Here is a 14,556-nt window from a genome sequence, read left to right on the forward strand (position 1 = left end):
TCACGCGTCTGCAACGCGGTCGGCGGCAACCTGCCCTTGCACTCTCCGGGAGACGTCCATGCTCGACAAGACCTACCCCTATTACCTGGCCAACCGCCCGCAGCAACCCAACGCGGACCTCGAGGTGCGCGACAAGTACAGCGGCAGGGTCGCCACCCGCGTCGCGGTGCCGGATGCGCGCGCGATCGAGAAGGCAATCGCCGCGGCGGTGAGGGCAGCGGCGCCGATGCGTGCGTTCAAGCCATGGGCGCGCCAGGCGGTGCTGGAGCATTGCGTAGCACGCTTCGAAGAGCGCCGCGACGAACTGGCGATGGCCTTGTGCGTGGAAGCCGGCAAGCCGATCAAGGACGCCGCCGGGGAGGTCACGCGGTTGATCGAGACCTTCCGCATTGCCGCCGCCGAGGCCGTGCGCATCTACGGCCAGACGCTCAACCTGGAACTCGCCCCGCGGCTGGACGGCTACCACGGCTACACCCGGCGCGTGCCGATCGGCCCGGTGTCCTTCATCACGCCGTTCAACTTCCCGCTCAACCTGGTCGCGCACAAGGTCGCGCCGGCGATCGCGGCCGGCTGCCCGTTCGTGCTGAAACCGTCGGAAAAGACGCCGATCGGCGCGCTGATCATCGGCCAGGTGCTGGCCGAGACCGACCTGCCCAGGGGAGCCTTCTCGATCCTGCCGGTGGGTGGCGCAGAGGCCTCGCCACTGGTCGAGGACGAGCGCTTCAAGCTGCTTTCCTTCACCGGCGGGCAGATCGGCTGGGATTTGAAGGCCCGCGCCGGCCGCAAGAAGGTGGTGCTGGAACTGGGCGGCAATGCCGCCTGCATCGTCGACGGCGACCAGGGCGACAAGCTCGATGCGATCGTCGAACGGCTGGTGTTCGGCGCCTTCTACCAATCCGGCCAGAGCTGCATCGGCGTACAGCGCATCTACGCGCACGCCTCACTGTACGAGGCGCTGAAGAAGAAGCTGGTCGCCGCCACGAAGAAGCTCAAGGCGGGCGATCCGAAGAAGAAGGACGTCTTCATCGGCCCGATGATCGACGAGGCCGCCGCCGAACGGCTGCAGGGCTGGATCGAGGAAGCGCGCCGCGCCGGCGCCCGCTTGCTTTGCGGCGGCAAGCGCCAGGGCAACATGCTGGAAGCGACGCTGATGGAGGACGTGCCGCGCGATGCCAAGGCCAACCGCCTGGAGGCCTTCGGCCCGTTCGCCCTGCTCGCCCCGTTCGACTCGCTGGACGATGCCATCGCGCTGGTCAACGACGCCGACTACGGTTTGCAGGCGGGCATCTTCACCGACTCGCTGGAACACGCCATGCGGGCCTGGGACGAGCTCGAACAGGGCGGCGTGATCGTCAACGACATTCCCAGCTTCCGCGTCGACAACATGCCCTACGGCGGAATCAAGCTCTCGGGCTTCGGCCGCGAGGGCGTGCGCTACGCGATCGAGGACATGAGCGAGGTGCGGTTGATGGTGATGCGGCGGCGCAGCTGAGGAAGTCCGGCCGCGGCTCCCCGGGTGCAGCGCGGAACCGCTTCAATCCTCCGCCGGGTCCATGTTCTCCGGCGGCACGTCCAGTCGACCACGCCACGCATACCAGTGGTACAGCGCCATGCCGGCGTACTCGTGCAGCGCCGCGTCGGTGGCATAGAGGTTGTACGCGCTGGGCACCCATGACCACAGCCCGCGCAGGTAGTCCGCGCGCACCGGCGTCACATCCATGCCGAAATGCTCGAATGCGAATACCGCGCGCCGCAGGTGGCGCGCCGAGGTCACCAGCCAGATCCGGTCGGCGCCGATCTGCTGCAGCTTGGCACGCGAGAACCGCGCGTTGCCCCAGGTGGTGAGGCTGCGCGTTTCGAGCACCATGTCCTCGTCCGGTACGCCCAGCCGGAGCAACACGCGCCGGTAGGTGAGCGACAGCGGTTCGCCGGTGTGGTTGGCATCGCCGCCGCTGACCAGCACGGTGCACCGCGCACCGGAGGCATGGCAGTCGCGGTAGAGCACCACCGTCTGGGCGATGCGCGCGTAGGCCGTCTGTCCCGGTTCGAGCGGACCGCCCGGCGGATAGGTCGATCCGGCAGTAAGCAGCACGATGGCATTGGCCGGCGCCCAGTCCAGTGCCGGCCGCTGTACGTAGGGCGCCTGCCAGTAATGCAGCAGGACCTTGGGTACCGGACCGCAGCCGACCGCCAGCACGAACAGCAGCGCCAGCACCAGGCCTGCCTGCCGCAGCCGCGGCCAGCCCTGCCGGCCGGCCAGCCAGGTGCAGACGAGCAACAGGATCAGGAGCTTCACGGCCATCGGCCTGCCTCTTTGAACGGTCGGGCCCGGCATTATGCAAAGTCGAAGCTGAGCGCCGTGCACACGGACCATCCGCTCCCGACGCCGGCACCACGACCGCACGCATGGCGGCCGCATGCAAGGCAGGGAGACCGCGCCGTGGTACCGTTCCGGCGTTTTTCCCGCACCCCCGCCTGCATGTCCGAATCCCTGCACGTCCTCGTCGCCGCCTGCCGGCATGTCCAGGACATCCGCAAGAGCCGCTTCCTCGCACAGGCGGCACCGGTGCAGTCGGTCGAACAGGCCCTGGCCTTCCTGCACGAGGTGGCCGACCCCGCGGCGACGCACAACTGCTGGGCCTACCGCATCGGCCAGGACTATCGCTTCAACGACGACGGCGAACCCGGCGGCACCGCGGGACGCCCGATCCTGCAGGCGATCGAAGGCGCGGGCATCGATCGGGTGATGGTGGTGGTGACGCGCTGGTACGGCGGCATCAAGCTCGGCGCGGGCGGGCTGGTGCGTGCCTACGGTGGCACCGCCGCCGACTGCCTGCGCCTCGCCGGGCACGTACCGCTGGTGGCGATGGCACGGCTGCGCGTGCACTGCCCGTTCGGCGATCTCGCGCTGCTCAAGGCGCGCTGCGGCGCGTGGCAGGCACGGATCGAACACGAGAGCTTTGACCAGAGCGGTGCCTTACTGGAGCTCGAGCTACCCGCTGCGACCCTGGATGAAACCCGCTCGCGCATCATCGACCTGACCCGCGGGCAGGCCACCACGCACCCGCTGGGCACCCCCGCCACCTGACCGACGCGGCGTCCGCCCGGAAAGGGCGTCTTCGGCGCCATCCACGCTATGCTCCCGCAGCGGCGGCGGGGAGCAGCTGCAAGGGGGCGCGCCGGGGCCGGCGCGCCGGGGGCCAACAAAACGGAATCCACATCACGTGACAGTCCAGACGAACAGCGCCGACCGGCGCACCGAACTGACCTTGCGCGGCGTCATCATCGGCGTCGTGATCACCGTCGTGTTCACTGCAGCCAACGTGTTTTTCGGCCTCAAGGCAGGCCTGACCTTCGCCACGTCGATTCCGGCGGCGGTGATCTCCATGGCGCTGCTGCGCGGCTTCAAGAACTCAACCATCCAGGAAAACAACGTCGTGCAGACGATCGCCTCGGCGGCCGGCACGCTGTCTTCGATCATCTTCGTGCTTCCGGGCATGATCATGATCGGCTGGTGGACCGGCTTCCCGTTCTGGCTGTCGTTTGCCGTTTGCGCGCTGGGCGGCGTGCTCGGCGTGATGTATTCGATTCCCCTGCGTCGCGCGCTGGTCACCACCTCCGACCTTCCCTACCCGGAAGGCGTGGCCTGTGCGGAGGTGCTCAAGGTCGGCGCCGGCGAGATCGGCTCCGATCCGGCCGAGGGCCGGGCCGGGCTGTTGGCGGTGATCTGGGGCGCCGTCGTCTCGGCCGTGTTCGCCATCGTGGTCGCGACCCAGGTTTTCGCCGCCGATGTGGCGAGCTATTTCCGCCTCGGCAACCGCGGCGCGACCAGCGGCTTCGACTTCAACCTGTCGTTCGCGCTGTTCGCGATCGGACACCTGGTCGGCCTGTCGGTCGGCATCGCGATGCTCGTCGGCGCGATCATCGGCTGGGGTTGGGGCGTTCCGTACTACTCGCTGCTTACCCATGACGTGACCACCGCCGCTGCGGATCTGGCGCAGGCGACGTGGAGCCACAAGGTCCGCTTCGTCGGTGCCGGCGCCATTGGCGTGTCGGCGATCTGGACCCTGGCCAAGCTGGTCAAGCCGGTGATCAGCGGTCTCGCTTCGGCGATGGCGGCGGCGCGTGTGCGCAAGGCCGGCAAGGCCGACACGCTACCGCGCACCGAGCAGGACATCCCGATCGGCCTCGTCGGCCTGGTGACGCTGGCCTGCTTCGTGCCGATCGCCTGGCTGCTCGGCTATTTCGGCTCGATCAGCGGCCTCGGTGACCACGTGGCCGCGCTCGCCATCGGCGGTGTGGCCTACGTGGTGCTGATGGGCTTCTTCGTTTCGACCGTGTGTGGCTACATGGCCGGCCTGATCGGGTCGTCCAACAGCCCGCTGTCGGGCGTGGGCATCCTGGTCGTGATCGGCGCGGCGCTGCTGCTGGTGGCGGGCATCAAGCCGCATGTCTCGCCCGACGCGGGCAAGGCGTTGGTCGCCTTCGCGCTGTTCATCACCTCGGTGGTGTTCACCGTCGCGGCGATCGCCAACAACAACCTGCAGGACCTCAAGACCGGCCAGCTGGTGGACGCCACGCCGTGGAAGCAGCAGGTCGCGCTGGTGATCGGCGTCATCGCCGGCGCGGCGGTCATTCCGCCGGTGCTGGACCTGCTCAACGGCGCCTACGGTTTCGTCGGCGTGGCCGGTGCGGGACCCCATGCATTGCCGGCGCCGCAGGCCGGCCTGATCTCCGCCCTCGCGCAAGGCGTGATCACCGGCAACATCGACTGGAGCCTGATCCGTGTCGGCGGCATGATCGGGATCGCGATCATCGTGCTGGACGAGATCCTGGCACGTACGACCCGCCATATGCGACTGCCACCGCTGGCAGTGGGCCTGGGCATCTACCTGCCGACCACCAGCACGCTGATGGTGGTGGTCGGCTCGGTCGTCGGCTGGTATTTCGACCGTCGCGCCGATCGCACGGCCAAGCCGGAAACCACGCGCCAGCTGGGCGTGTTGCTGGCCTCGGGACTGATCGTCGGCGAGAGCGTGATCGGTGTGGCGATCGCGTTCATCGTCGGCATCTCGGGCAAGCCGACGCCCCTGGGCCTGGTCGGTCCGGGCTTTGCCGATGCGGCCATCGTCATCGGCGGCCTGGCCTTCGCCGCGGTGGTGTTCGGCATGTACCGCTGGGTGTGGCGCATGGCGCAGACCAGCGAGGCCTGAGCGCCTCCCGCGGGTACGGAACGGGGCGCCTGGCGCCCCGTTCCTTTTTCCGGTCGCGTGCGATTGAACCGATGCCGCAGCGGCCCCAACTGCTGTTTGTCCTTCCTACGGCAGACTCCATGAGCGATCCCCGCGAACCAGACGCGCGCCCTGCCCGCCGCATCGGCGCCCTGCGCCAGCTGTGGCCCTTCCTCAAGCCGCACAAGGCGCTGGCGATCGGCTGGCTGGTGTTCCTGGGCCTCTCCTCCGGCTCGACGCTGGTGCTGCCGATGGCGGTGCGCCACATGATCGACGCCGGCTTCGGCCATGCCAGCACCGAGGCCATCAACCGCACCTTCCTGGGCCTGTTCGGCGTGGCGCTGGTGCTCGCTTTCGCCACGGCGGCGCGCTACTTCTGCATCACGCTGCTGGGCGAGCGTTCGCTGGCGGCGCTGCGCAGCAAGCTGTATGCGCACGTGATCCGGCTGGACGTGGGTTTCTTCGAGCGCTCGCGCGTCGGCGAGCTGACCTCGCGCCTGGGCACCGACACCGAGGTGGTGCAGGCGCTGATCGGCTCGGGCATCTCGGTGGCGCTACGCAGCGCGGTGATGCTGCTGGGCGCCGGCGCCATGATGGTGTGGACCAGCCCGCGCCTGGCCGGCCTCACCGCGCTGGTAATCCCCGCGGTGATGTTGCCGATCCTGGTCTTCGGGAGGCGCGTGCAGAAGCTTTCGCGCGCCAGCCAGGACCGCCTCGCCGATGCCGCGGCGATCGCCAACGAGACGCTCAACGCCGCGCCGGCGGTGAAGGCCTACGCGCGCGAAGGCATCGAGAGCCAGCGCTACGGCCTGGCGATCGCCCGCGCGCTGGAGAGCGCGCGCCGGCGCATCGGCATGCGTGCGCTGCTTACCGCAGCGGTGATCACGTTGTTCTTCGGCGCCATCACGCTGGTGCTGTGGGTCGGCGCGCGCGACGTCATGGCGGGCGACCTGGATGCCGGCGTGCTGGGCCAGTTCGTGCTGTACGCGGTGTTCGCCGCGGGCTCCGTGGCCGGCCTCTCCGAGGTCTGGGGCGACGTGCTGCGCGCGGCCGGTGCGATGGAACGCATCGGCGAGCTGTTCGAGGAACGCGCGCAGATCGCCGACCCGGCGCAGCCGCTCGCCCTGCCGCGGCCCGTACGTGGCGCACTCGCCTTCGACCGCGTCGGCTTCCACTACCCCTCGCGACCGGACGCGCCGGCGCTGCACGACTTCACGCTCGACATCCGTCCCGGCGAGACGGTGGCGCTGGTCGGCCCCTCCGGTGCAGGCAAGAGCACCGTGTTTGCGCTGCTGCTGCGCTTCTACGATCCGCAGACCGGCACCATCCGGCTGGACGGCATGGACCTGCGGGCACTCGCGCTGCCCGAGCTGCGTGGCGCCATCGCGCTGGTGCCGCAGGAAACGGTGATCTTCGCCGGCAGCGCCGCTGACAACATCCGCTTCGGCCGCCAGGACGCCGGCGACGACGAGGTGCAGGAGGCCGCCCACGCCGCCGAGGCGCACGAGTTCATCAGCGGGCTGGTCGACGGCTACGCGGCCGAACTGGGCGAGCGCGGCGTGCGCCTTTCCGGTGGCCAGCGCCAGCGCATCGCCATCGCCCGCGCGATCCTGCGCGACGCCCCGTTGCTGCTGCTGGACGAGGCCACCTCGGCCCTCGACGCGCAATCGGAGGCCGCGATCCAGCAGGCACTCGAGCGCCTGGAAAAGGGCCGGACCACGTTGGTCATCGCGCACCGCCTGGCCACCGTGCAGCGCGCCGACCGCATCGTGGTGATGGACGGCGGCCGCATCGTCGCCCAGGGCACGCATGAGAGCCTGCTGGCCGAGGGTGGGCTCTACGCCGAGCTGGCGAGGCTGCAGTTCGTCGCCTGACCGCGATGTGGCTCCCTCTCCCCTACGGGGAGGGCTGGGGTTAGGGGTCGGGGCTCGCGGGGGAGCCCGTTGGGGCGTGTTTTGCTTGTCGTTCTTTGGGGGGGCGCTTCCGCGACCTGGCTCGCCTGCGGCGGGCTTCCGATCGCCTGTCGGCGCTCGGGTCACTTTCTTTGCTGGCCCAAAGAAAGTAACCAAAGAAATGGCCTGGCTCGGCCCGGGGTGAGAAAAGAGCTAGGCACCGCCGCGCCTTGCTGGGTGGGTCGCTTGCTCTTAGAGGAGCTGCAGCCGCTTTACCGCGGGCGCTCGAATGTTGAGGCAGGCAGTCTGAGGTGGTTGGCGGCCTGATCTGCGCTCACGGAGAGGCTTTGGACTGGTTGCACGGCCATCCATGCGGGTGTCTTGTTGCCGCCAACTTGACGCTCACGCGCCGAGCATCGCCTCATGCCCGACCTGCTGCTCCAGCCCCGCCCCGAGGGCCTCTACTGCCCCGCTGGCGGCTTCTACATCGATCCGGCCGAGCCGGTGGCGCAGGCCGTGGTGACGCATGCGCATGGCGACCATGCGCGCCAGGGCAATGCGTGCTACCACGTGGCTCGCGCCGGGCTCGGGCTGATGCGCGAGCGGCTGGGCGAGCCCGCGGCGATCGAGGCCTACGACTACGGCGAACCGTTCACCCTCGGCGAGGTGCGGGTGTCGCTGCATCCTTCGGGCCATATGCTCGGCGCGGCCCAGGTGCGGATGGAACATGCCGGGCGCGTGGTGGTGGTCTCGGGCGACTACAAGCGCGAGAGCGATCCGACCTGCGCCCCCTTCGAGCCGATCCCCTGCGACACCTTCGTCACCGAGTCGACCTTCGCCCTGCCCGTCTACCGCTGGCCGCCGATGGCGCAGGTGATCGACGAGCTGCTCGCCTGGTGGGACGACTGCGCCCGCCGCAAGGTCACGGCCGTGCTGTTCTGCTACGCCCTTGGCAAGGCGCAGCGGTTGCTGGCCGAACTCGCGCCGCGTATCGAGCGGGTGGTGCGCCTGCACGGCGCGCTGCTGCGTTTGACCGAGCTCTATCGCGAGGCCGGCGTGGCGATGCCGCCGACGCAGCCGCTGGAGGAGCAGGCGCGTGGCGCGGCACTCGCGGGCGAGCTCGTCCTCGCACCGCCCTCGGCCGCCGGCTCGCCGTGGATGCGGCGATTCCCCAACGCCTCGACCGCGTTCGCCTCCGGCTGGATGCAGGTGCGCGGCAACCGTCGCCGGCGCGGCTACGATCGCGGCTTCGTGGTGTCCGACCACGCCGACTGGAACGGCCTGGTGCGCAGCGTGCGCGACAGTGGCGCCGGGCGCATCTACGTCACCCACGGCGACGCCGATGCACTGGTGCGCTACCTGCGCGAGCAGGGCCACGACGCACTGCCGCTGGCCGCGCTGGGTAGCTAAGGCGATGCGCCGGTTCGTCCAGCTCTATGCCGCGCTCGACCGCACCGGCTCGACAAGCGCCAAGCGCGATGCCATCGCCGCCTACCTGCACGACGCGCCACCCGCCGATGCGGCCTGGGCGGTCTACGTGCTGGGCGGCGGCAAGCTGCGGCGGCTGGCCAGCGTCACCGAACTGCGCCAGGCCACCGGCGAGGCAAGCGGCTATCCCGACTGGCTGATCGAGGAAAGCTACGCGCACGTGGGCGACCTCGCCGAGGCGATCGCACTGTTGCTGCCGCCTGGCCAGCCCACCGACGATGCACCGCTGCACGTGTGGATGGAACACCGCCTGCCGGGCCTGGCCCGGCTGGATCCGGCCGGCCGGGTGGCGCAACTCACGGCCTGGTGGCAGGCGTTGCCGGCGGACGAGGTGTACCTGCTCAACAAGCTGATCACCGGCGCGCTGCGCGTGGGCGTGTCGCAGCGGCTGGTGGTGCAGGCGCTGGCGCTGTGGTCGCAGCTGCCCACCGACCTGATCGCCCACCGCCTGAGCGGCGAGTGGACACCCGATGCCACCTCGCTCGCCGCGCTGGCGCAGCCGGCGGAGGACGATGCGCACCGCGAACACCGGCCTTACCCGTTCTTCCTCGCCTCGCCGCTGGAAGCGCCGGTGGACAGCCTGGGCGAACGTGGCGGCTGGCTGGCCGAATGGAAATGGGACGGCATCCGCGCCCAGCTCATGCGCCGCGGCGGCGAGGCGCGGCTGTGGTCGCGCGGCGAGGAGCGGCTGGACGGGCGCTTTCCCGAAATCGAACAGGCTGCCTGCGCCCTGCCCGCCGGCTGCGTGCTCGACGGCGAGATCCTTGCCTGGGACGCCGACGCGGCGGCGCCGCGACCGTTCACCGCCCTGCAGAAGCGCATCGGCAAGCTCAAGCCCGGCGCGAAGCTGCTGGCCGAGACACCGGTGCGCTTCATGGCCTACGACCTGCTCGAGCTGGATGGCCTCGACCTGCGCGAGGTACCGCTGCGCGAGCGCCGCGACCAGCTCGCCGCACTGTTCGAAGGCATGCCCCCGACGCTGCTGCTTTCGCCGGCTGCCGATACCGGCGACTGGGAAACGCTCGCCCAACTGCGCGAGCAATCGCGCGAGCGCCGCACCGAGGGCTTGATGCTCAAGCGGCTGGACTCGCCCTATCGGGTCGGCCGCAAGCGCGGGGACTGGTGGAAGTGGAAGGTCGATCCCTACACGCTGGACGCCGTGTTGATCTACGCCCAGTCCGGGCACGGCCGGCGCGCGGGCCTGTTCACCGACTACACCTTCGGCGTGTGGGACCGCGGCCACCTGGTACCCGTGGCCAAGGCCTACTCGGGCCTGGACGATGCCGAAATCGCGCGGCTGGATGCATGGATCCGCGCGCACACGCTGGAGCGTTTCGGGCCGGTGCGCTCGGTCGAGGCGGAGCACGTGTTCGAGCTGGCCTACGAGGCGATCCAGCGCTCGAGCCGGCACAAGTCGGGGGTGGCAGTGCGCTTTCCACGCATCCTGCGCTGGCGGACCGACCTGTCGATCCGCGACGCGGACCGGTTGGAGGACCTCAAGCGCATGGCCGAAGGATAATAGACGCGTCTGCAGGAACGCCTTGCGCGGCATCCGCGCCGCGGCCGATGGACGTCCTTCCCCGGCTAGAACCGCACCAGCAGGATCAGCGCGATCAGCAGCGCCAGTACCGCGGCCGTGGCGATCAGCCACCACACCTCGCCGCGCGGACCGGCCTGGTCCTCAGGCAGATGGCCGGATGCCGGCTCGGGCGGGGTGCCGACCGGTGCCGGCAACAGCCCGGGCGCATCCACCAGGAAGCGGTGCATGGCGATGCCCAACTGGTCGCCCGGGTGCAGCGCCGCCTGTTCCACCGCCACGCCGTTGAGGCGCAGCGGATAGCGCGGCGGCGTCGGTCCGCTTGCCACGCGCAGCTCGCCATCCTTCCAGAACAGAGCCAGCGTGGCCGACGCGGCCTGCGGCATTTCCAGCGGCTGGTCGCCACGCGGCCCGAGTTCCAGCCGTTCCTGCAGCGGAAACACGCGGCCGGACAATGGCCCGCCCACCGCGCGCAACGCCGCGGTGCAACGGCCCTGTTCGGACAGCGCCACCGGCGCACGCGTCGCCGGCGCCTCGTCGGCGCACAGCAGCATGCGGCAATCGCCCAGGCTCAGGATGTCACCCGCACGCAACAGTGCGCGTTCGCGCACGGGGCGCGCGTTGACGTAGACGCGGCCGGCGCCCGAGAGCACCTCCAGCACCCAGCCGCGGCGATCCTGCAGAATGCGCAGGTGGTGCGCCGCGCCCTGCTGGGCGGACACCACCAGGTCGTTGTCCGGCGCGCTGCCGATGCGCAACGCGACCTGCGCCCAGCGGAAATCCTCGCGAGCCGAATTGGGGAACTCGATACGCATCTACAGACCGATCCAAAGATGCGCGGGACTCTAGCAGATGCATGGCGTCTCCTTCGCGCACGCCGCGTAAGATGGGGCGTTCCACACGGAGCCTGCCCATGCCCAAGATCGACATCCGCCGCCCCCATAACCTGCCGCCGGACCAGGCCCGTGCCGTGGTCGACAAGGTCGCCGCCCGCATGCGCGAGAAGTTCGACATGCAGAGCCAGTGGCAGGGCGACACCCTGCGTTTCTCCCGTTCGGGCGTAAATGGTGCGATCGCCGTGGCGCCGGAATCGGTCCACGTCACCGCCGAGCTCGGCCTGATGCTCTCGCCGCTCAAGGGCATGGTGGAGCAGGAGATCCGGCGCAAGCTGGACGAGTATTTCGGGGGCGCCGCCTGAGGTTCCTTTGATCGGACGGCCGGACGTGGCATACTTCCCCGCTTACGCGGCCGCCACGGCCGGGCCCAGACACAGCGGAACGCATGGCCAAAGACGACGTCATCGAAATGGAAGGCACGGTCCTGGAGACCTTGCCCAACACCATGTTCCGCGTGCAGCTGGAAAACGGGCATGTCATCACCGCCCACATTTCCGGCCGCATGCGCAAGCACTACATCCGCATCCTCACGGGCGACAAGGTCAAGGTGGAGATGACCCCCTATGACCTGACCAAGGGGCGGATCACCTACCGCATGAAGTAGGCGCCGTCGGACGAATGAAAAAGGCCGCGCATCGCGCGGCCTTTTTCATGCCCGGCATGTCGGCCGGTCCGCCGGCAGCAATCCGTAGGAGCGCACCTGCGCTCCTACGGGTTCGGCCCGGTTACTCCACCACCACCGGCATCTTCTCTGCCGCCTCGGTTTCCACGTGCAGTTCGCCCTCGCGCACGCCGAGGATCACCTTGCCACCGTCGGCCAGCTTGCCGAACAGCAACTCGTCGGCCAGCGCCCGCTTGACCTTCTCCTGGATCACGCGCGCCATCGGCCGCGCACCCATCTGCGGGTCGAAGCCGTGTTCGGCCAGCCAGCGGCGGGCTTCGGCGTCCACGTCCAGGCTCACGTGCTTGTCCGCCAGCTGCGCTTCCAGCTCGATCAGGAACTTGTCCACCACGCGCAGGATGTGCTCGAAGTCCAGCGCATGGAACTGGATCACGGCATCCAGGCGGTTGCGGAACTCCGGCGTGAACATCTTGCGGATCGTCTCCAGCGAATCGGTGGCGTGATCCTGCTTGACGAAGCCGATGCTCCGCCGCGACGCCTGCTGCGCGCCGGCGTTGGTGGTCATCACCAGGACCACGTTCTTGAAGTTCGCCTCGCGCCCGTTGGTGTCGGTGAGCACGCCGCGGTCCATCACCTGCAGCAGGATGTTGAACACGTCCGGGTGCGCCTTCTCGATCTCGTCCAGCAGCAGCACGGCATGCGGGTGCTTGGTCACCGCCTCGGTGAGCAGGCCGCCCTGGTCGAAGCCGACGTAGCCCGGGGGCGCGCCGACCAGCCGCGAGACCGAATGCGCTTCCATGTACTCGGACATGTCGAAGCGGATCATCTCGATGCCCAGCTGCAGCGCCAGCTGCTTGGTCACCTCGGTCTTGCCCACGCCCGTCGGACCGGCGAGCAGGAAGCTGCCGATCGGCTTGGTCGGGTCGGCCAGGCCGGAACGGGCCATCTTGATCGACGCGGCCAGCGCCTCGATCGCCTGGTCCTGCCCGAACACCACCATCTTGAGGTTGCGCTCGAGGTTGCGCAGCACGTCCCGGTCGGACGCTGAGACCTGCTTGGCCGGGATGCGCGCCATCTTGGCAACGATGTACTCGACTTCCGGCACGTCGATCTTGCTGACGCGCTGGTCTTCGGGCAGCAGGCGCTGGCGTGCACCGGCCTCGTCGATCACGTCGATGGCCTTGTCCGGCAGCAGGCGGTCGGGAATGTGCTTGACCGACAGGTCCACCGCGGCCTTCAGCGCCTCGTTGGTGTAGGCGACGTTGTGGTGCTCCTCGAAGCGGCTCTTCAGGCCCTTGAGGATCTCGATGCTGTCGGCGATGGTCGGCTCGACCACGTCGATCTTCTGGAAGCGGCGGGCCAGCGCGCGGTCCTTCTCGAAGATGCCGCGGAATTCCTGGAAGGTGGTCGAGCCGATGCAACGCAGTTCGCCGGAGGCCAGCATCGGCTTGATCAGGTTGGACGCATCCATGGTGCCGCCCGAGGCGGAACCGGCACCGATGATGGTGTGGATCTCGTCGATGAACAGGATCGCGCCCGGCTGCTTCTTGAGCTGGGTGATCACCGCCTTCAGGCGCTTCTCGAAGTCGCCGCGGTACTTGGTACCGGCGACCAGCGCGCCCAGGTCCAGCGACCAGATCACGGCGCTTTCGAGCACCTCCGGCACCTCGCCCTCGACGATGCGCTTGGCCAGGCCCTCGGCCAGGGCGGTCTTGCCCACGCCGGCGTCGCCCACGTAGAGCGGGTTGTTTTTGCGGCGGCGGCAGAGCACCTGGATGGTGCGCTCGATCTCGTCCTGGCGGCCGATCAGCGGATCGATCTTGCCTTCCAGCGCCAGGTCGTTGAGGTTGGTGGCGTATTCGCTGAGCGGGTTGCCCTTGGTGTCGGCGCCTTCCTCGCCCTCGCGCTCGCTGCTGGGCATGCCGGTGCTCGGCTCGTCGCCGATCTTGGCGATGCCGTGGGAGATGTAGTTCACCACGTCCAGCCGGGTGATCTCCTGCTGGTGCAGGAAGTAGACCGCGTGGGAATCCTTTTCGCCGAAGATCGCCACCAGCACGTTGGCGCCGGTGACCTCCTTACGGCCGGAGGACTGCACGTGGTAGACCGCGCGCTGCAGCACGCGCTGGAAGCCGAGCGTGGGCTGGGTGTCGCGTTCGTCGCCGTGCGGCAGCACGGGCACGGTTTCGGCAATGATCCGCTCGAGTTCGGCGGAAAGCCGCGGAAGGTCCGCGCCGCAGGCGCGCAGGGCGCCAAGTGCAGACTGGTTTTCGGTGAGTGCGAGCAGCAGGTGCTCCACGGTCATGAATTCGTGGCGCTGCTCACGGGCCTGCTTGTAGCAATGGCCGATGGTGACTTCGAGATCCTTGCTGAACATCCGGACCTTCTCCGCTGGGGAATGACAAAGGCGGGCTTGCCGCGATGGCTACAAGATGGGGCTGCTCATAGCTTTTCCATAGTGCACAACAAGGGATGCTGATGAGTCCGTGAGTACTCGTTCACCTGCGTCACTTTCGTCTCCGCCACCTCGCGGGTGAAGACGCCGCACACACCCTTGCCGCGGGTATGCACGTGCAGCATCACCTGCACCGCGCGCTCCTGGTCCATGGCGAAAAAACCACGCAGCACCTCGACCACGAAGTCCATGGGAGTGAAATCGTCATTCAGCAGCACAACTTGAAAAAGTGGCGGCCGTGCCAGTTCCGGGCGGCTGGTCTCGACGGCCAGGCCGTGTCCGCTGCCAGGGTCGTGTTCGGGTTCGTGGGCCATTGGTTCGTGGGGAAATTTCTACTGGTACGGAGTATACGCCGCGGCGGATGCAGCCCTGGTCGCGCCGCCGTGCAGGCTGCGCCTCAGGTAGGTGATGGCACAATGACGCATTTCCAGCCCTCTC

Annotated in this window: 12 protein-coding genes; 8 read left to right on the forward strand and 4 right to left on the reverse strand. The window is 68.8% G+C overall.

Annotated elements, in window-relative coordinates; all coding sequences use genetic code 11:
- The first annotated feature begins 58 nt into the window (after positions 1-58).
- Entirely contained in the window at positions 59-1,492 is a 1,434-nt protein-coding gene (locus BMZ38_RS00195) for an aldehyde dehydrogenase family protein (RefSeq protein ID WP_091332737.1), read from the forward strand.
- Between the two features lie 42 nt (positions 1,493-1,534).
- Here BMZ38_RS00195 and BMZ38_RS00200 read toward each other — a convergent pair whose 3' ends face one another.
- Positions 1,535-2,302 carry a YdcF family protein gene (locus BMZ38_RS00200; RefSeq protein ID WP_091332740.1) on the reverse strand — a complete coding sequence of 256 codons (768 nt, stop codon included), beginning with the start codon at positions 2,300-2,302 and terminating at the stop codon, positions 1,535-1,537.
- A 177-nt stretch (positions 2,303-2,479) separates the two neighbouring features.
- Here BMZ38_RS00200 and BMZ38_RS00205 point away from each other — a divergent pair, with 177 nt between their 5' ends.
- The 5 genes from BMZ38_RS00205 (at position 2,480) to BMZ38_RS00225 (ending at position 10,130) form a co-directional block, all read left to right on the forward strand.
- The gene (locus BMZ38_RS00205; RefSeq protein ID WP_091332742.1) at positions 2,480-3,088 is read left to right on the forward strand and encodes an IMPACT family protein; all 609 of its coding nucleotides are present in this window, start codon (positions 2,480-2,482) and stop codon (positions 3,086-3,088) included.
- Between the two features lie 136 nt (positions 3,089-3,224).
- On the forward strand, positions 3,225-5,213 hold the full coding sequence (locus tag BMZ38_RS00210; protein ID WP_091332744.1) for an OPT family oligopeptide transporter: 1,989 nt from the start codon (positions 3,225-3,227) through the stop codon (positions 5,211-5,213).
- 119 nt (positions 5,214-5,332) lie between these two features.
- Entirely contained in the window at positions 5,333-7,105 is a 1,773-nt protein-coding gene (locus tag BMZ38_RS00215; RefSeq protein ID WP_091332746.1) for an ABC transporter transmembrane domain-containing protein, read from the forward strand.
- Between the two features lie 441 nt (positions 7,106-7,546).
- Positions 7,547-8,533 (forward strand): ligase-associated DNA damage response exonuclease, encoded by a 987-nt coding sequence (locus BMZ38_RS00220; protein WP_091332748.1) that lies wholly within the window; start codon positions 7,547-7,549, stop codon positions 8,531-8,533.
- A gap of 4 nt (positions 8,534-8,537) precedes the next feature.
- Entirely contained in the window at positions 8,538-10,130 is a 1,593-nt protein-coding gene (locus BMZ38_RS00225; protein ID WP_091332750.1) for an ATP-dependent DNA ligase, read from the forward strand.
- A gap of 65 nt (positions 10,131-10,195) precedes the next feature.
- Here BMZ38_RS00225 and BMZ38_RS00230 read toward each other — a convergent pair whose 3' ends face one another.
- Positions 10,196-10,963 (reverse strand): FHA domain-containing protein, encoded by a 768-nt coding sequence (locus tag BMZ38_RS00230; RefSeq protein ID WP_091332751.1) that lies wholly within the window; start codon positions 10,961-10,963, stop codon positions 10,196-10,198.
- A gap of 98 nt (positions 10,964-11,061) precedes the next feature.
- On the opposite strand from BMZ38_RS00230, the gene BMZ38_RS00235 reads away from it, so the two are divergent.
- A complete protein-coding gene (locus BMZ38_RS00235; protein WP_091332754.1) occupies positions 11,062-11,346 on the forward strand; it encodes a polyhydroxyalkanoic acid system family protein in 285 nt (94 codons plus the stop codon).
- 83 nt (positions 11,347-11,429) lie between these two features.
- Positions 11,430-11,648, forward strand: a complete 219-nt coding sequence (gene infA, locus BMZ38_RS00240) for a translation initiation factor IF-1 (protein WP_072323067.1) — start codon at positions 11,430-11,432, stop codon at positions 11,646-11,648.
- A 121-nt stretch (positions 11,649-11,769) separates the two neighbouring features.
- Here infA and clpA read toward each other — a convergent pair whose 3' ends face one another.
- Positions 11,770-14,040 carry an ATP-dependent Clp protease ATP-binding subunit ClpA gene (gene clpA, locus BMZ38_RS00245; protein WP_091332756.1) on the reverse strand — a complete coding sequence of 757 codons (2,271 nt, stop codon included), beginning with the start codon at positions 14,038-14,040 and terminating at the stop codon, positions 11,770-11,772.
- A 65-nt stretch (positions 14,041-14,105) separates the two neighbouring features.
- Positions 14,106-14,432 (reverse strand): ATP-dependent Clp protease adapter ClpS, encoded by a 327-nt coding sequence (gene clpS, locus BMZ38_RS00250; protein ID WP_091332759.1) that lies wholly within the window; start codon positions 14,430-14,432, stop codon positions 14,106-14,108.
- Positions 14,433-14,556: the final 124 nt, after the last annotated feature.

This window comes from Frateuria terrea (assembly GCF_900115705.1).
GTDB lineage: Bacteria > Pseudomonadota > Gammaproteobacteria > Xanthomonadales > Rhodanobacteraceae > Frateuria_A > Frateuria_A terrea.